General features: G+C 71.3%; 16 protein-coding genes, 1 tRNA gene and 1 pseudogene. 12 read left to right on the top strand and 6 right to left on the bottom strand.

What is annotated here, in order from left to right:
- Position 1: 1 nt before the first annotated feature.
- The 9 genes and pseudogenes from Sri02f_RS22990 to Sri02f_RS22950 all read left to right on the top strand — a co-directional run bounded on the left by Sri02f_RS22990 (position 2) and on the right by Sri02f_RS22950 (position 9,232).
- Positions 2-631: a NuoI/complex I 23 kDa subunit family protein gene (locus tag Sri02f_RS22990; RefSeq protein ID WP_109003147.1), complete on the top strand. Its 630-nt coding sequence runs from the start codon at positions 2-4 to the stop codon at positions 629-631.
- Positions 628-1,377 carry an NADH-quinone oxidoreductase subunit J family protein gene (locus Sri02f_RS22985; protein ID WP_109003146.1) on the top strand — a complete coding sequence of 250 codons (750 nt, stop codon included), beginning with the start codon at positions 628-630 and terminating at the stop codon, positions 1,375-1,377. Before Sri02f_RS22990 ends, Sri02f_RS22985 begins: the two co-directional genes overlap by 4 nt.
- On the top strand, positions 1,377-1,787 hold the full coding sequence (gene nuoK / locus Sri02f_RS22980; protein ID WP_109003145.1) for an NADH-quinone oxidoreductase subunit NuoK: 411 nt from the start codon (positions 1,377-1,379) through the stop codon (positions 1,785-1,787). Before Sri02f_RS22985 ends, nuoK begins: the two co-directional genes overlap by 1 nt.
- Positions 1,784-3,778 carry an NADH-quinone oxidoreductase subunit 5 family protein gene (locus Sri02f_RS22975; RefSeq protein ID WP_109003144.1) on the top strand — a complete coding sequence of 665 codons (1,995 nt, stop codon included), beginning with the start codon at positions 1,784-1,786 and terminating at the stop codon, positions 3,776-3,778. Before nuoK ends, Sri02f_RS22975 begins: the two co-directional genes overlap by 4 nt.
- A gap of 6 nt (positions 3,779-3,784) precedes the next feature.
- Positions 3,785-5,359, top strand: a complete 1,575-nt coding sequence (locus Sri02f_RS22970) for an NADH-quinone oxidoreductase subunit M (RefSeq protein WP_109003143.1) — start codon at positions 3,785-3,787, stop codon at positions 5,357-5,359.
- The gene (locus Sri02f_RS22965; protein WP_109003142.1) at positions 5,356-6,891 is read left to right on the top strand and encodes an NADH-quinone oxidoreductase subunit N; all 1,536 of its coding nucleotides are present in this window, start codon (positions 5,356-5,358) and stop codon (positions 6,889-6,891) included. Before Sri02f_RS22970 ends, Sri02f_RS22965 begins: the two co-directional genes overlap by 4 nt.
- Positions 6,892-7,096: 205 nt before the next feature.
- A complete protein-coding gene (htpX, locus tag Sri02f_RS22960; RefSeq protein WP_109003141.1) occupies positions 7,097-7,963 on the top strand; it encodes a zinc metalloprotease HtpX in 867 nt (288 codons plus the stop codon).
- The gene (locus Sri02f_RS22955; RefSeq protein WP_109003140.1) at positions 7,960-8,352 is read left to right on the top strand and encodes a YccF domain-containing protein; all 393 of its coding nucleotides are present in this window, start codon (positions 7,960-7,962) and stop codon (positions 8,350-8,352) included. Before htpX ends, Sri02f_RS22955 begins: the two co-directional genes overlap by 4 nt.
- Positions 8,353-8,658: 306 nt before the next feature.
- Positions 8,659-9,232, top strand: a pseudogene (locus tag Sri02f_RS22950) (SMI1/KNR4 family protein).
- A gap of 116 nt (positions 9,233-9,348) precedes the next feature.
- Here Sri02f_RS22950 and Sri02f_RS22945 read toward each other — a convergent pair.
- Positions 9,349-10,596: an APC family permease gene (locus Sri02f_RS22945; protein WP_109003139.1), complete on the bottom strand. Its 1,248-nt coding sequence runs from the start codon at positions 10,594-10,596 to the stop codon at positions 9,349-9,351.
- 335 nt (positions 10,597-10,931) lie between these two features.
- On the opposite strand from Sri02f_RS22945, the gene Sri02f_RS22940 reads away from it, so the two are divergent.
- Positions 10,932-11,198 (top strand): GlsB/YeaQ/YmgE family stress response membrane protein, encoded by a 267-nt coding sequence (locus Sri02f_RS22940; RefSeq protein ID WP_109003138.1) that lies wholly within the window; start codon positions 10,932-10,934, stop codon positions 11,196-11,198.
- Between the two features lie 58 nt (positions 11,199-11,256).
- Here the strand turns inward: Sri02f_RS22940 and Sri02f_RS22935 are convergent, their stop codons facing one another.
- Positions 11,257-11,745 carry a YajQ family cyclic di-GMP-binding protein gene (locus Sri02f_RS22935; RefSeq protein WP_069770430.1) on the bottom strand — a complete coding sequence of 163 codons (489 nt, stop codon included), beginning with the start codon at positions 11,743-11,745 and terminating at the stop codon, positions 11,257-11,259.
- A 224-nt stretch (positions 11,746-11,969) separates the two neighbouring features.
- On the opposite strand from Sri02f_RS22935, the gene Sri02f_RS22930 reads away from it, so the two are divergent.
- Positions 11,970-12,051, top strand: a tRNA-Tyr gene (locus tag Sri02f_RS22930).
- A 100-nt stretch (positions 12,052-12,151) separates the two neighbouring features.
- On the opposite strand, the gene Sri02f_RS22925 is transcribed toward Sri02f_RS22930, so the two are convergent.
- A complete protein-coding gene (locus Sri02f_RS22925) occupies positions 12,152-12,430 on the bottom strand; it encodes a hypothetical protein (RefSeq protein WP_109003137.1) in 279 nt (92 codons plus the stop codon).
- A 97-nt stretch (positions 12,431-12,527) separates the two neighbouring features.
- On the opposite strand from Sri02f_RS22925, the gene Sri02f_RS42985 reads away from it, so the two are divergent.
- Positions 12,528-12,749 (top strand): hypothetical protein, encoded by a 222-nt coding sequence (locus Sri02f_RS42985; RefSeq protein WP_109003136.1) that lies wholly within the window; start codon positions 12,528-12,530, stop codon positions 12,747-12,749.
- A gap of 51 nt (positions 12,750-12,800) precedes the next feature.
- Here Sri02f_RS42985 and Sri02f_RS22915 read toward each other — a convergent pair whose 3' ends face one another.
- From Sri02f_RS22915 to Sri02f_RS22905, 3 genes are all read right to left on the bottom strand, one after another.
- Positions 12,801-13,457, bottom strand: a complete 657-nt coding sequence (locus Sri02f_RS22915; protein WP_109003222.1) for an SDR family oxidoreductase — start codon at positions 13,455-13,457, stop codon at positions 12,801-12,803.
- A 157-nt stretch (positions 13,458-13,614) separates the two neighbouring features.
- A complete protein-coding gene (locus Sri02f_RS43665) occupies positions 13,615-13,740 on the bottom strand; it encodes a hypothetical protein (RefSeq protein ID WP_281261900.1) in 126 nt (41 codons plus the stop codon).
- Between the two features lie 213 nt (positions 13,741-13,953).
- Positions 13,954-15,234 carry an amidohydrolase family protein gene (locus tag Sri02f_RS22905; protein WP_109003134.1) on the bottom strand — a complete coding sequence of 427 codons (1,281 nt, stop codon included), beginning with the start codon at positions 15,232-15,234 and terminating at the stop codon, positions 13,954-13,956.
- Positions 15,235-15,432 lie beyond the last annotated feature (198 nt).

Below are 15,432 nucleotides of genomic sequence, written 5' to 3'. Positions count from 1 at the left end.
CATGGCCCCCCTTCCTGGCAGTGGCCTCGCCAAGGGCCTGGCCGTCACCCTCCGCACGATGACGCGGAAGACCGTCACCGCGCAGTACCCGGACGCCCAGCCCGAGCTCGCGCCCCGCACCCGTGGCGTGATCGGCCTGTTCGAGGAGAACTGCACGGTCTGCATGCTCTGCGCCCGTGAGTGCCCCGACTGGTGCATCTACATCGACTCCCACAAGGAGACGGTCCCGCCCGCGGCCCCAGGCGGCCGCGAGCGCAGCCGCAACGTGCTCGACCGCTTCGCCATCGACTTCTCGCTGTGCATGTACTGCGGTATCTGCATCGAGGTCTGTCCTTTCGACGCTCTGTTCTGGTCTCCGGAGTTCGAGTACGCGGAGACCGACATTCACGAACTCACCCACGAGCGCGACAAGCTCCGCGAGTGGATGTGGACCGTGCCGGCCCCGCCCGCCCTCGACCCCGCCGCCGAGGAGCCGAAGGAGATCGCCGCCGCTCGCAAGTCGGCCGAGAAGCTGGCCGCTGCGGCCCGCGCCGAGACCGCCGAACCTCCGGCCGCCGGCTCGGGTCCCGCCGGACCCGGCGCGTCCGGACCGGGTCCCGCCGGATCCGGAAGCGAAGGGGGAGACGCGTGAGCCTCGCCGAGGCCCCGCAGGGGTTCCTCTCTCCGACCGGCGTCGAGATCGCCTTCCTCCTCGTCGGTCTGGTCACCTTCGGCGCCGCCCTCGTCACCGTGACGACCAGGCAGCTGGTGCACGCGGCCCTGTGGCTCGTGGTCGCGCTCGGTGGCCTCGCCGTCGAATACCTCCTTCTCACCGCTGAGTTCATCGCCTGGGTGCAGGTCCTCATCTACGTCGGTTCCGTCGTCGTGCTCCTCCTCTTCGGTCTGATGCTCACCAAGGCCCCCATCGGCCGTTCGCCGGACGCGGACTCCGGCAACCGGTGGGCCGCGCTCACCGTCGCCGTCGCCTCCGCCGCCGCCCTGATCTGGGTGGTCGTCGACGCCTTCCGAGCCACCTGGATCGACCTGGACGGCCCGGCCGCCGGCTCGACCGAGGTCACCGGCACGAGCCTCTTCCAGAACTGGGTCCTTCCGTTCGAGGCCCTCTCCGTACTCCTCCTCGCGGCCCTGGTCGGCGCGATCGTCCTGTCCCGCAAGGCGAAGACGGATTCGAGCTCTCCCCCTGTGAACTCCCGAGTCGCCACCAAGAGTTCCCCTGGCATAACGGAAAGTCACGGAAATTCCCTGAGCTCCTCATCCGGTCGGAACGGCCGGACCGGCCGGCACGAAGGAAACGCCCGGAACGAACAGGACGGTCGTGGCGGTCGTGGCGGCCGAGACGACCGTGACGGTCCTGCCGAGCAGGAAGGCGCCCGCTGATGCACCTCGCCTACCCCGCCGTCCTCTCGGCCCTGCTCTTCTGCACCGGCCTGTACGGCGTCCTCGCCCGTCGCAACGCGATCCTGATCCTGATGTCGGTCGAGCTGATGCTCAACGCCGTCAACCTCAACCTGGTCGCCTTCGACGTCTGGCTCAGCAAGACCGCCGAGGAGACCCTCCACTCCGGCCAGGCCCTGACCCTGTTCACCATCGCCATCGCCGCCGCCGAGATCGGCATCGGCCTGGCGATCGTCCTCGCCGTCCACCGCAATCGCGGCACCGCGGACATCGACCGGCTCCGCGACACCGCCGAGGGCCACGAGAGCCAAGAGGGCTCTGCGGCGGACGGCTCCGACACCGACGCCCCCGCGACCGGAGCGGCCGCCGAGAAGGCTGAGGCCACCGCGTGACCACGACCACCCTCGCCGTGCTCGTCCCCCTCCTTCCGTTCCTGGGCGCGGCCGCAGGCCTGCTCCTGGGCCGCGCCGCTCCGGGGTTCGTCCGCCCGCTGGCCGTCCTGCCCGCCGTCGCCGCCCTCGCACTGGCCGTCGTCGTCGCCGTGCGTCAGGGCGGAGGCCCCTCGGTCGACGCGGCCACCGAACTGACCCCCACCGGCTCGGTCCCGATCGAACTCGCCCTGCACATCGACGGCTTCGCCGCCCTCGTCGCGGTGGTCGTCGGTCTCGTGGCCGCCTGTGTGCAGATCTACTCCACCGGCTACCTGCGCGAGGACCCGCGCTACCCCTCGTACGCCGCGCTCGTCTCCCTCTTCACCTCCGCGATGTTCCTGGTCGTCTACTCCGGCGATCTGATCGTGCTGCTGGTCGGCTGGGAGGTCATGGGCATCTGCTCCTACTTCCTGGTCGGCCACTACTGGGAGACCCCGGAGGCCCGCGCCGCCTCCATCAAGGCCTTCCTAGTCACCAAACTCGGTGACGTCCCCTTCCTGATCGGACTGTTCGCCCTCGCCGCCGACGCCGGATCCTTCGAGATCACGAAGATCCTCGGCACGGTCGCCCACGGCGGACTCGACCATCCGACCCTCGTCGCCCTGCTGCTCCTCGCGGGCGTGGCCGGCAAGTCCGCCCAGTTCCCGCTGCACACCTGGCTCCCGGACGCGATGGCGGGCCCCACGCCCGTCTCCGCGCTGATCCACGCCGCGACGATGGTCGCCGCCGGCGTCTACTTCATCGCCCGTCTCCTCCCGGTGTTCGAGGCCTCCGCGGCCGCGATGACGGTCCTCGCCGTGATGGCCGCCGTTACGATGGTCGGCTCGGGCCTGGCCGCGCTCGCCCAGGACGACATCAAACGCGTCCTCGCCTACTCGACGATGGGCCAGCTCGGCTACATGACCGGCGCGCTCGCCGTCGGCGACCGCGGCGCCGCCGTCTTCCACCTCCTGTCGCACGGAGCCTTCAAGGCGCTGCTGTTCCTAGCGGCCGGCGTGATCATCCACGCCGCCGGCACCAACTCGCTGGCCGCCATGTCCCGCATGAGCAACCTGCGCGACCGCGTCCCCGACGCCTACTGGACGATGACCGTGGCGCTCCTCGCGCTCGCCGCGATCCCGCCGTTCAGCGGCTTCTTCTCGAAGGAGTCCGTCCTCGGCGCCGCCGAGCGCGTCACCGTCGGCCACACCGAGCACGCCCCCGGCGCCGCGGGCTGGACCGTCCTCGTCGCCGGTGTGCTCACCGCCTTCCTCACCGCCGCCTACGCGGCCCGGTTGTGGCTGCTGGCCTTCCGCGGCCGCGGCGAGGAAGCCCCCGACCACGGCCGCCAGCCCCTCACCATGAACGTGGTGCTGTGGATCCTGGCCGTCCCCTCCCTCGCCTTCGGAGGGTTCGCCTACCGCACGCTGCCCGACTGGTTCGACGGGAACGATCTCGCGCCGACCCTCACCACCTCCGTTCTCGGCACCGGAGCGGCCCTGGTCGGCGGACTCGTCACCTACGCGGCCTGGCGCCGCCTCACCGGGGTCGCCGCCCGCGTGCCGCTGGGCGCGGTCGCCGCCCACCCCGAGGGCGACGCGGCCCAGGTCGAGGCCGAGGCCATCGCGACGCACGCGCCCGCCTACGGAGACGTGGCCTCCGCGCCCGACCCCGCTGACCCCGGACGGCTCCTGCTCGGCCCACTGCACCGCCACGCGGCCGCCGGCTTCCACCTCGACGCCGTCTACCGCGAGCTGTTCGTACGCCCCGTCCTGGCGGCCGCGAGCCTTGTACGGTTCCTCGACCGGGAGGTCGTGGACACCTACGTAGGCGGCGCGGGCGCCCTGCCCCGCTGGCTGGGGGCCGCCGTGCGGCGCGCCCAGACCGGCAACGTCCAGACCTATGTGAGCGCGCTGCTCGCCGGCACCGTGGTCCTCGCGGTCGCCGCCCTGCTCGTCGCCTCGGGAGCGTGAGCAGGCGTGATCGATATCAACGAGTCCGTGATGCAGGTCCTTCTGGCGTTCATCGTGGTCGGCCCGCTCCTCGGGGCCGTCGCCGCTCTCCTGCCCGCCCCGCCCGGGCTGAAGGGGAAGTCGCCGGAGCAGGCCGTGCTCCGGCACGGCGTCACGGTCACCGGCGTCATCCTCGTCGCGGCGATCGTCCTCGCGCTGGGCTTCGACCACGACCACCCGTCGAAGATGCAGGCCAACACGGACATCAGCTGGATCCCCGCACTGGACGTGCGCATCCACCTCGGCATCGACGGCATCTCCCTCCCCCTGCTGGTCCTGACCGCGCTGCTGACCTTCCTGTGCGCGCTCTACTCCTACTTCAAGCAGCCCGAGGGGCCGTCCCCCAAGGCCTTCGTCGCCCTCGTGCTCGTGCTCGAGTCCGGCACTCTCGCGACCTTCGCCGTCCTCGACCTGCTGCTGTTCTTCCTCGCCTTCGAGACGGTGCTCATCCCGATGTACTTCCTCATCGCCCGCTGGGGCGGCGAAGGCCGGACCCGCGCGGCCTGGAAGTTCATCCTCTTCACCCTGCTCGGATCCGTGGTCATGCTGCTCGGCCTGCTCCTGATCGGAATCAAGGCGGGCACGTTCGACATGGTGGCACTCGCCACTGACAACGGCCGGTCGCTGACCACATCCGTGCAGGTCATCGCCGTACTGGCGATCGGTGTCGGGCTCGCGGTCAAGACCCCGATGTGGCCCCTGCACAGCTGGCTGCCCGACGCTCACACCGCCGCCCCGACCGTCGGCTCGGTCCTGCTGGCCGGTGTGCTGCTGAAGATGGGAACGTACGGGTTCGTCCGGATTCTGCTTCCGGTCGCTCCGGACGGCTTCCGGACCTTCGCGCCCTACCTCGCCGCCCTCGCCGTCGTCGGGATCATCTACGGATCCCTGGCCTGTCTCGCCCTCGCCAAGCAGGGCGCGAAGGGCGACCTCAAGCGCCTGATCGCCTACTCCTCCGTCGGCCACATGGGCTTCGTCCTCCTCGGCATCGCGACCATGACCCCCACCGGCGTGAACGGCGCGCTGTTCGCCAACATCGCCCACGGTCTGATCACAGGTCTCCTCTTCTTCCTGGTCGGAGCGCTGAAGGACCGGACCGGAACGACCGATCTGGACACCCTCGCCGAGCAGACGGGCGCCGCGCTGTACGGCAGGACGCCCCGCCTCGGCGGCCTCCTCGCCTTCGCCGCCGTCGCCTCGCTCGGCCTACCGGGCCTCGCCGGCTTCTGGGGCGAGATGCTGGCACTGTTCGGGGCCTTCGACCCGGCCGCCGGCCTCAGCCGCCCCGCATACCTCACCTTCACGGCGATCGCCGCGTTCGGCACGCTGCTCACGGCCGCCTACCTGCTCGCCGTGGTCCGCCGCGTCTGCATGGGCGCCGTCGCGCAGGACGCCCCACGCCTCGCCGACGTACAGACCTACGAGTTCGCGGCCTGGACCCCGCTCGTCGCCCTCACCGTCGTCGCCGGCCTGTGGCCCAAGGTCCTCCTCGGCCTGACCGACCCGGCCGTGCAGCAGCTCCTCGCAGGAGGCAACCGATGAGCGCCCTGGCCCAGTACCCGGTTCAGTCCCTGGCCGATTCGGCGGTCCAGTCCGTCGACTGGCAGGCCATCGCGCCCCCCACCCTCACCGCGGTCGTCGCCCTCGTCGTCCTCGTCGCAGACCTCTTCGTGGGCGACGCCCGCAAACCGCTCCTCGGGTGGGTCTCGGTCGCGGGCCTCATGGCCTCCACGGCCCTCCTCGTGCCCCTTCTGAACGGCGACCGCTCCACCTTCTGCCTGACCGGCGAGCCGAGCACCTGCAGCTACACCGTCGACCGCTTCACCCTCGTCATCCAGTTCCTGGTGCTCGGGGGAGCGCTACTGGCAGCCCTGCTGTCGGTCACCGCCCTGAAGGACGCGCGTGGGCGGCTCCCCGAGGGAGAGTTCTGGTTCCTGCTGCTGTCCTCCGCCTCCGGCGCCGCCCTGCTCCCGGCCTCCCGAGACCTCGCCACCCTCGTCGTCACCCTGGAGGTCGCCTCGCTGCCCGCGTTCGCCCTCGTGGGCATCCGGCACGGCGACCGCAGATCCTCCGAAGCGGCTCTGAAGTTCTTCCTGTCGTCCGTCACCGCGACCACCGTCAGCCTCCTGGGCATCAGCTTCGTGTACGCGACGACCGGCACCCTCTATCTCACCCAGGTCGCCGACCGGATCCAGCACGTCGACGGCCAACTGCACACCCTTGCCCAGACCGGCGTGGTCCTCACTCTCATCGGCTTCGCCTTCAAGACGGCCGCCGTCCCGTTCCACTTCTGGGTTCCCGACACCTACGTCGGCGCCCCGCTGCCCATCGCCGCCTACCTGTCGGTCGTCGGCAAGGCGGTCGGCTTCTCCGGCCTCATCCTCGTCACCGTCGTCGCCTTCCCCTCGTACGCCGACGTCTGGGGCCCCGCCCTGGCCGCGCTGGCCGCCCTCACCATGACCGTCGGCAACGTCGGCGCCCTCCGCCAGCAGACCACGCGCGCGTACAGCGCGGTACGGCTCCTCGCCTGGTCCTCCGTCGGCCAGGCGGGCTACCTCCTCGTGCCGATCGCAGCCGCCGCGTACTCCGACGACGCCGAGCACGCGGTCGGCTCGACCGTCGCCTACGCCCTCATGTACGCCGCCGTGAACCTCGGCGCCTTCGCGGTGGCCGCCCTGGTGGGCCGCACGAGCGCCGTGAACCGGATCGAGGACTACCGAGGCCTGTACGCGAGGAACCCCCTGGCGGCACTGCTGCTGGCGTTCTTCCTGCTCTGCCTCGCCGGACTGCCGCCGGGGCTCATCGGCCTCTTCGCGAAGGTCACCGTCTTCTCGGCGGCCGTCGATGCGGGCCTCGGCTGGCTCGCGGTCGTCATGGCCGTCAACGTCGTGATCGCCCTGTACTACTACCTGCAGTGGACGGCCCTGCTCTTCAGGACGCCCGAGGGCCAGTCCGAGAAGCACCACGTCCCCGCCCCCCTGACGGCCGCGATCGCCCTCACAGCGGCCCTCGGCATCGCCCTCTCCGGAGCTCCCCAGCTGGTCCTGCGCTTCGCCGACACCGGCCTCTTCTGAGACCGCACGCGCGCGTATCCCGACCGTCCTCACCCGGACGGCCCACACCCCTGCCCGCAAGCACAAGGGAACTCGTGCCTGCCGCCTGGCGTTGACCAGTACGGGAGGGTGCACTGGATGTGACACCACGGCACCAGTGACACCGGAGACCAGCAAGATCCGCATTCAAAGGGGTTCCCCTGCTGCACGACTTGGAGGGCGTACCGTGCACCGCCGGCACAACGGGCTCAGGACCGCAGTACTCCTCGGGGGGCTGTCGGCACTCATCATCGTCATCGGCAGCTTCTTCGGCCGCATGGGGCTCGTCGTCGCGGTCCTGATCGCGCTCGGCACCAACGCGTACGCGTACTGGAACAGCGACAAGTTGGCGCTACGCGCGATGCGCGCCCGCCCGGTGAGCGAGTTCGAGGCCCCCGCCCTGTACCGGATGGTCCGCGATCTCTCCACCCAGGCCCGCCAGCCCATGCCCCGCCTGTACATCTCCCCGACGGAAGCGCCCAACGCCTTCGCGACCGGTCGCAATCCGCGCAACGCCGCCGTGTGCTGCACGGAAGGCATCCTGCGCCTTCTCGACGAGCGCGAACTGCGCGGAGTCATCGGCCACGAGCTCAGTCACGTCTACAACCGGGACATCCTCATCTCCTCGGTCGCCGGCGCACTGGCCTCGGTGATCATGTTCCTGGTCAACTTCGCCTGGCTGATCCCGATCGGCCGCTCCGACGACGACGACGACGGCCCCGGCATCCTCGGGATTCTCCTGATCATGATCCTGGGCCCCCTCGCCGCAAGCCTCATCCAGCTGGCCATCAGCCGCTCGCGGGAGTACGAGGCCGACACCTCCGGTGCCCGGCTCACCGGCGACCCGCTCGCCCTCGCGAGCGCCCTGCGCAAACTGGAGACGGGAACCAAACAGCTTCCGCTGCCTCCGGAGCCCCGCATCGAGACCGCGAGTCACATGATGATCGCGAATCCCTTCCGTCCTGGTCAGGGACTCTCCAAGATGTTCTCGACACATCCGCCGATGGCGGACCGCATCGCCCGGCTCGAGAAAATGGCAGGTCGCCCCCAGTGAAGACCATTCTGAACGTCATCTGGCTGATCCTGAGCGGATTCTGGCTGTTCCTCGGCTACGTGCTCGCGGGCGCGCTGCTCTGCGTCACCATTATCGGGATCCCGTTCGGCGTCGCCGCATTCCGTATCGGGATCTTCGCCCTCTGGCCCTTCGGCTACACGACGGTCGAGCGGCGGGACGCCGGCGCGCCGTCCTGCCTCGGAAACGTGCTCTGGCTGGTCCTGGCCGGCTGGTGGCTCGCCATCGGCCACATCGTCACCGGCTTCCTCCTCTGCCTCACCATCATCGGCATCCCGTTCGGCATCGCGAACTTCAAGCTGATCCCCGTCTCGCTGTTCCCGCTGGGCCGCGAAATCGTGCGCACCGACGAGCCGTTCGCATCACGCTGACGACGACCGTCATGGCTGCGACGGCAGCGACGGCAGCGACGGGCCACGGCGAAAGCGCCATGGACGGCCACGGCGGCAGCGACGGTGAAGACGGTAGCGACGGCGGAGGTGGCGGAGATGGAAGGTGCCGCCGCGAGCGTCTGATCTCCGGCCCGCTCGTCGTCGTTCTCCGCAGCCAGCCAGCCAGCCAGCCAGCCAGCCAGCCGGCCAGCCAGCCGGCGGGTGCTCGGCAGGCCGGGTTGTCCACAACCGGCGGGTTGTCCACAGGCCGGCCCGGTTGTCAGTGGCGGCTTGCATCATGAACGCATGACCGAGAACGCGCAGTTGCTGGAAAGGGTGGCGGCCAAGGCGGCCGCCGTCCGCCCGTGGGGCCGGCCTTCCCTCCCCGAGCCCGTGGACGCGTCCACCGTGGCCCAGGCCGAGGCCGCCCTCGGCTTCCCCCTGCCCGCACTGCTCGCCGACCTCTACCTGCGCATAGGGGACGGCGGATTCGGCCCGGAGTACGGCCTGCTGCCCCTGCTGGACAGTTCCCCCGTCCGGCAAACCACCTGCCGTGAGCCAGTACCTCGCCAACCGCGAGAGAGGACGGCGAAACCCTGACTGGCCGTGGTCGGAAGGCGTTCTGCCGATATCCCACTGGGGCTGCGCCATGTACGCCTGCGTGGACTGCCGCTCCCCGCAGGCGAGCGTCCTGCTCTTCGAACCGAACCCCGGCGACCCCGACCAGGCGTGGTTCGTCGACGCCCCCAGCCTCACCGAGTGGTTGCGCGCATGGCTCGACGGCACAGGCTGGTACGACGTCATGGACGAGGACCTGATCCTGACTCCGTGGACTCAGTTCCGCATACGCACGGCGATGGACCGGACCGCGACGGCGTGAGCCCGGCGCCTGGCCCGGCACCGTTCAGCTGTCGCCCGCCCAGCACCCGTCGGCACCGTTCGGCCGTCGCGCCCCCGGCTGCACGGATCGCATCAGCAGGCCGGCAGGCCAGCCGGTCAGCCGGTCAGCCGCATTCGTACTCCATAGGCGACCACGCCCACCGCGAGCACCCCCGCCCCCACCACCACCGACGACGCAGGCAGCGCGAAAGCGAGGACCAGGCAGCCCAGGAGTCCCAGCGCGGGCAGCGCCCGCTTCGCGGGAGACGAATCGAGCGTCCAGGCCGAGGCGTTGGCCACGGCGTAGTACGCCAGAACACCGAAGGAGGAGAACCCGATCGCACCTCGGACGTCCACCGTGGCGGCCAGGACCGCGACCACCGCGCCCACGGCGAGTTCGGCCCGGTGCGGCACCTGGAAACGCGGGTGAACGACGGCCAGGGCATGGGGCAGATGCCGGTCCCTGGCCATGGCCAGCGTGGTGCGTGAGACGCCCAGGATGAGGGCGAGCAGAGAACCCAGCGCAGCCATGGCGGCGCCGACGCGTACCACCGGCACCAGTCCGTGCGCCCCCGCCGCCCGGACCGCGTCGGCCAGTGGCGCGCTCGCCCGCCCGAGTTCGGCCGCCCCCGACACGGAAAGGACTGCCACGGCCACACACGCGTACACGACAAGTGCGATGCCCAAGGCCAGGGGGATCGCGCGGGGGATGGTGCGCCCCGGGTCCCGCACCTCCTCGCCGAGGGTCGCGATGCGCGCGTATCCGGCGAACGCGAAGAAGAGCAGACCGGCGGCCTGCAACACCCCGCCCAAGCCCTCGGAGGCCCCGACCTCCAGCCGCCCGGCATCGGACGTGCCCGATCCCAGGCACACGACCACCACGGAAGCGAGGACCGCCAGGACCACCGTCACGATCACCCGCGTCAGCCAGGCCGACTTCTGGATGCCGCCGTAGTTCACCGCGGTCAGCGTCACCACGGCCGCCACGGCGACCGCGTGCTCCTGCCCCGGCCAGACGTACGCCCCGACCGTCAGCGCCATAGCCGCACAGGAGGCCGTCTTTCCTACCACGAACGACCATCCGGCCAGATATCCCCAGAACGCCCCGAGCCGTTCGCGTCCGTACACGTACGTGCCGCCGGACGCGGGATACAGCGCGGCCAGGCGTGCCGACGACGTGGCGTTGCAGTAGGCCACCAGCGCGGCGAGCGCGAGCCCGATCAGCAGACCGGAGCCCGCCGCGTGCGCGGCGGGAGCGAGGGCCGCGAAGACGCCGGCGCCGATCATCGAGCCGAGCCCGAGGACGACGGCGTCGCCGACGCCCAGCGTCCGCCGTAGCTCAGGGGCCGGTCCTGGCTGTGTCATGCGCCGCACCCTACTGATCCACGGAACCGCCGGACGCCGTCGTGACGTCGTCCCCACCAACACGGCGCGAACCTCGTACGACGCCTAAGCCACGGCGGTCGCCGCAGCCGGTGCCACGGCAGTCGGCGAAGTGGAAGTCGCGACAATGGCCGAAGCCGATGCCACGACAGTGGGCGAAGCGCAAGCCGATGCCGCGGCGGTCGACGTAGCGGAAGCCGATACCGACGGCGGGGACGGGAGCCGCCGCCCGCCTCGGTGAGTGAATGAGCGAATGCGGGAGCAGGATCACAGTGCCTGGACAGCGCGGGCACAGCACTGAAGGGCAGGTTCAGGGCATGAGCATCATCAGTTGGATCATCCTGGGGCTGCTGGCCGGAGTCATCGCCAAGGTGCTGCTGCCGGGCCGTGACCCGGGCGGCTTCATCGGGACGACCGTCATCGGCGTGGCAGGCGCGTTCATCGGTGGCTGGATATCGGCCCGCTGGCTGGACCACCCCATCAGCAAGGACTTCTACGACGGCGCGACCTGGGCCGCGGCGATCGGCGGTTCGCTCGTGCTCCTGATCGTCTACCGCCTGTTGTTCGGCAACTCGCGCGACTGAGCGCGGCCGGTGGGCGGAGTCGGGCCGGTGGGCGCCCGGGAGGCGCCCACCCGGCGAGCTACCGGTAGTTCACGAACTGCAGGGCGAAGTCGAAGTCCTGGCCCTTCAGCAGCGCGATGACGGTCTGCAGGTCGTCGCGGCTCTTGGAGCTGACACGCAGTTCCTCGCCCTGGACCTGGGCCTTCACGCCCTTGGGGCCCTCGTCGCGGATGAGCTTCGCGACCTTCTTCGCGTTGTCCTGGGAGATGCCCTCCTTGATCTCCGCGAAGAGCTTGTATTCCTTGCCGGAGAGCTGGGGCTCGCCCGCGTCCAGCGCCTTCAGCGAGATCCCGCGCTTGATGAGCTTGGACTGGAAGACGTCGAGGACAGCGTTCACCCGGTCCTCGGAGTTCGCCTCCATCAGGATCTTCTCACCGGACCACGAGATCGAGGCGCCCACGCCCTTGAAGTCGTAGCGCTGCGAGATCTCCTTGGCGGCCTGGTTGAGGGCGTTGTCGACCTCCTGCCGCTCGACCTTCGAGACGATGTCGAAACTGGAGTCGGCCATGTCCTGTGGCTCCTTGTATCAGAGTGCGTATCGGGTGCGAATCGGCGCACGCGAGGGTGACCGCCGAGCCCGGCGTGACCCGGGCCGCATCCGGACAAGCCTAGCCACCCCGCTCCCTCCGGGCGGCGAGGAATCAGGTGGCGAAGCACCCCTGCGCATCAGGTATCGTTTACGTCGTTGCCAGGGAGCACCGCCGAAAAGCGGTTCGAATCGGCAGCAAGCCCGGCGGTGTGCCCGAGCGGCCAAAGGGAGCAGACTGTAAATCTGCCGGCTCAGCCTTCCCAGGTTCGAATCCTGGCGCCGCCACGCTGAGTGAAGTAACCCCTCCGAACTGCGGAAACGCAGAGCGGAGGGGTTTCTTCGTGTGGGGCCGGGCGGCGGGACGGCAGGCCGGGACCGCGTGGCCTCAACGTTCCTCGGAGGGGGACTTTGCCGCCCTCTTCACCTCCGCCTCGACGTCGTTACGCGGTTTGTTCTCGTCCTTGGCGTACTCGGTCACCGTGGCCTGGACGTCGCGGGCCAGGTCGCGCCAGGCGCGCCACGCGGTCTCGTAGGTGTCGGTCTGGATCTCCGCCCAGGGGGTGGCCGTGGGCGCGCCGTAGGCGTCCCGCAGCTCTTCGACCCTCGCGTGTGCCTCGTCGGCCGCGCGTTGCTTCTGCACGAGTTCCTCGAAGGTATGTGCCACGTATAGCGATGCTAGGGAGGCGAGGGCACTTCCGCGCGGCGAGCGGGGCGCGTCCCGCCAGGGGCACCCGCGTGGCGCACTGGGGCAGACTGGCCCCATGTCCAGCGCGTCCAGCCGTCGCAGAACCTGTCCGGAGTGCCGTCGAGAGATCGCCGTCGTCGCTGGACGCTTCGCCCGGCATGACCCGCCGGGGGCGCGGGGCAGCGGCGACCTGGTCTCCTGCCCCGGTTCCCGCAGCCCAGCCCAACTGGGGGCGGCGCAGCCGTCCTTGGACGGCTACGTCGTGCCGGATTTCCCGGGACAACTGCCCCTCTTCTAGCCTGCGCGCCTCGGCCGGCTCCGGCCCCCACAGGGCCCAGGGGCCGGCGTCTCAGTTTCCCGCCACCGCCTTCACCGCCACGGCGACCGGGGCCGAGCCGTTGATCAGCTCCAGGACGAGACCGGACGTCGCAGGGGTGTCGACCAGTTCCGCCAGGACGGCGGCCACGTCGTCACGGGGGACCTTGCCCCGGCCCGTACGGGCCTCCAGGCGGACCAGGCCGGTGCCGGGGTCGTCCGTGAGCGAGCCGGGGCGCAGGATCGTCCAGTCGAGGGACTGCAGGCCCTGTACGTACGCGTCGGCCTCGCCCTTGGCGCGCAGGTAGACGTCGAAGATCTCGTCGCCCTGGTGGCCGGGGTCCGCGCCCATGGAGGACACGACCACGAAGCGGCGCACCCCCGCGCGCACGGCCGCATCGGCGAAGAGGACCGCCGCGCCCTTGTCCACCGTGTTCTTGCGGGCCACCCCGCTGCCCGGGCCCGCGCCCGCCGCGAACACGGCCGCGTCCGCGCCCCGCAGCTGCTCGGCGGCCTCTTCGACGGACGCCGACTCCAGGTCCAGGACGACCGGTTCGGCGCCGGCCGCCCGTAGGTCGTCGCTCTGTTCCGCCTTCCGGATGATCCCCGCGACCTCGTCTCCGCGCGCGGCGAGCAGACGCTCCAGCCGCAGCGCGATCTGACCATGACCACCAGCGATGACAATGCGCATGCTTTCGACCGTACGCCCGGGAAGCACCGTGTGCCGCACGGCCCGGACCTGGATCCCGATCAGCAAGCCGCAAGAAGCCCCCGGAAGCCGCCCATGAGCGGACCGCGAGCCGACCGCGCGCGGACCACGAGGGGACGGTGAACCGAGCAGGAAGCGATCAGCGATCGAGCAGGAATCGATCAGAGTTCACCGCCACCGCCACCGCCACCGCCACCGCCACCGCCACCGCCACCGCCACCGCCGCAGCCACCGCACCCGCCGCCCGGCGTCCGTCACCCGCCATCCGTCATCCGGCGTCCGCCCTCTTCCCATCGCCCTTCGTCAATCGCTCGACGCCCGATGCCCGACGCCCGATGCCCGACGCCCGATGCCCGACGTCCGACGTCCGACGTCCGACGCCCGATCAGGAACCGGCCGGGGCCCGGACGTCCGAGCCGTGGGGGTGGGCGGAGGCCGTCGGGGTCGTCCGTTCGGGAGCGGGGCGGTGTCGTCGTTCTCACGAGAGGTCGCCGCGGCCCTGTCTCGGGAGGCCCAACTCCGTGGTGACCGCCGAGTCGCAGTACTCGCGGACCGCGCTCGTGCGGGCCACCACACGGCCCTGGTGGATGACGATCCTGCTGTACGCCAGTGACAGGGCGCCTGCCAGCCGGTCGCCGCGGACGGCCAGGAGGTCGGCCGGGAAGCCGGCCTCGACGCGCACCTCGGGCAGGTTCAGTGCGGCGCGCGCGGACGCGCTCACGGCGTCGTAGGCGTCCTCGGGGCGCAGGTCGTGACGGGAGGCCAGGAGGTAGGCCGCGTCCAGGGGGTCGCCGCGGCCGACCGGGTTGCCGACGTCCCGCAGCGCCCCGCTGCCGGCCGCCACCCGCACCCCGGCCGTGCGCAACAGCCGTACGGGCGCCGTGCCCCGCTGGTCGACGGCTGCGCAGCCGCCCTGGGGAAGGCAGACCACCGTCACGCCGGCGGCGGCCAGTTGGTCGGCGGTGCGGCCGGCCGCGTCGGCGGGGAGACGGGCGAGGCCGCCGCAGGGGCTGAGGGCGACGCCGGGGCGCAGACCGCCGGCCATCGCGGCCAGACGGGCCAGGCGCGCGGGGTCGCCGGCGTCGGTGTGCAGGTCGACGGGACAGCCGTGTTCGGCGGCGACTTCGAGCACGGCCTCCACGTAGCCCGTGGGGTCGGGGTCCAGGTCAGGACAGCCGCCCACCGCCGAGGCGCCCATCTTCACCGCGTCCCGCAGCATGGCGAGTCCGTCCGCTCCCGCCGTGCCGGTCAGCACCCGGGGCATCGCCACCGTCGTCAGTTCCGCGAGCCCGCGCAGCGAGCGCTGGGCCCGCAGCACGGCGGCCAGCGCGCCGAGCCCCTGGACGTCGCCCACGTGGACGTGGGCGCGCAGCGCCGTCGCGCCGTGGCCCAGCTGCACCAGGACGGCCTCCGTGACGCGGCGCTGGACGTCCAGGGGGGCGTACGAGACGGGGCCGTCGAGGTCGGCCGTGAGGGCGGTGTCGGCGTGCGCGTGCGGCTCGGCCGGGGCCGGGAGCAGCAGATAGCCGCCGAGGTCCACGCGGGCGCCGGCGACCGCGCCGGAGCGGGGCGGTCCGGCCGTCAGACTGCCTGCCGTGCCGACCGCCTCGATGCGCCCGCGGCCCAGCCGGACGTCCACGGTCCGGCCGTCCGTCAGACGGGCCCCGCACAGCAGGAGGGCTGCCGGGTCGGTCGAGCCGTCGCGGGCGCCGGACGAGGACGACCACGAGTGGGGCGGCTGCGGCTGGCTGTCGGGCATCGCGCTCCAGGGGCTCGGGACTGCGTCGGTGACGCAGCACACGCTGAGGACGCAGGCGTCGCACGGGGACGCGTGATCACGCAGAGTGAGTCGAGCCTAGGGCGGTGGTTCGGCGCGGGCGGGGAGGAGCGCAATAGTCGTACCGGTGTGGCCCGTCGTGCGGAAGGGGCCCGGGAGGCTGCCGGGACCTCGGCAGAC

Origin of the sequence: Streptomyces rishiriensis, from assembly GCF_003112535.1 — a bacterium.
In the GTDB taxonomy this organism is placed as follows: Bacteria; Actinomycetota; Actinomycetes; order Streptomycetales; family Streptomycetaceae; genus Streptomyces; species Streptomyces rishiriensis.
This window is presented reverse-complemented; position numbering and strand designations above follow the sequence as displayed.

What these genes read in the sequence shown, in the direction of transcription:
- Sri02f_RS22990 (WP_109003147.1), top strand. Translation starts at nt 2, where the DNA reads ATGGCCCCCCTTCCTGGCAGTGGCCTCGCCAAGGGCCTGGCCGTCACC.
- nuoK (WP_109003145.1), top strand. Translation starts at nt 1,377, where the DNA reads ATGCACCTCGCCTACCCCGCCGTCCTCTCGGCCCTGCTCTTCTGCACC.
- Sri02f_RS22965 (WP_109003142.1), top strand. Translation starts at nt 5,356, where the DNA reads ATGAGCGCCCTGGCCCAGTACCCGGTTCAGTCCCTGGCCGATTCGGCG.
- Sri02f_RS22945 (WP_109003139.1), bottom strand. Translation starts at nt 10,596, where the DNA reads ATGACACAGCCAGGACCGGCCCCTGAGCTACGGCGGACGCTGGGCGTC.
- Sri02f_RS22940 (WP_109003138.1), top strand. Translation starts at nt 10,932, where the DNA reads ATGAGCATCATCAGTTGGATCATCCTGGGGCTGCTGGCCGGAGTCATC.
- Sri02f_RS22935 (WP_069770430.1), bottom strand. Translation starts at nt 11,745, where the DNA reads ATGGCCGACTCCAGTTTCGACATCGTCTCGAAGGTCGAGCGGCAGGAG.
- Sri02f_RS42985 (WP_109003136.1), top strand. Translation starts at nt 12,528, where the DNA reads ATGTCCAGCGCGTCCAGCCGTCGCAGAACCTGTCCGGAGTGCCGTCGA.
- Sri02f_RS22915 (WP_109003222.1), bottom strand. Translation starts at nt 13,457, where the DNA reads ATGCGCATTGTCATCGCTGGTGGTCATGGTCAGATCGCGCTGCGGCTG.
- Sri02f_RS43665 (WP_281261900.1), bottom strand. Translation starts at nt 13,740, where the DNA reads ATGGCGGGTGACGGACGCCGGGCGGCGGGTGCGGTGGCTGCGGCGGTG.
- Sri02f_RS22905 (WP_109003134.1), bottom strand. Translation starts at nt 15,234, where the DNA reads ATGCCCGACAGCCAGCCGCAGCCGCCCCACTCGTGGTCGTCCTCGTCC.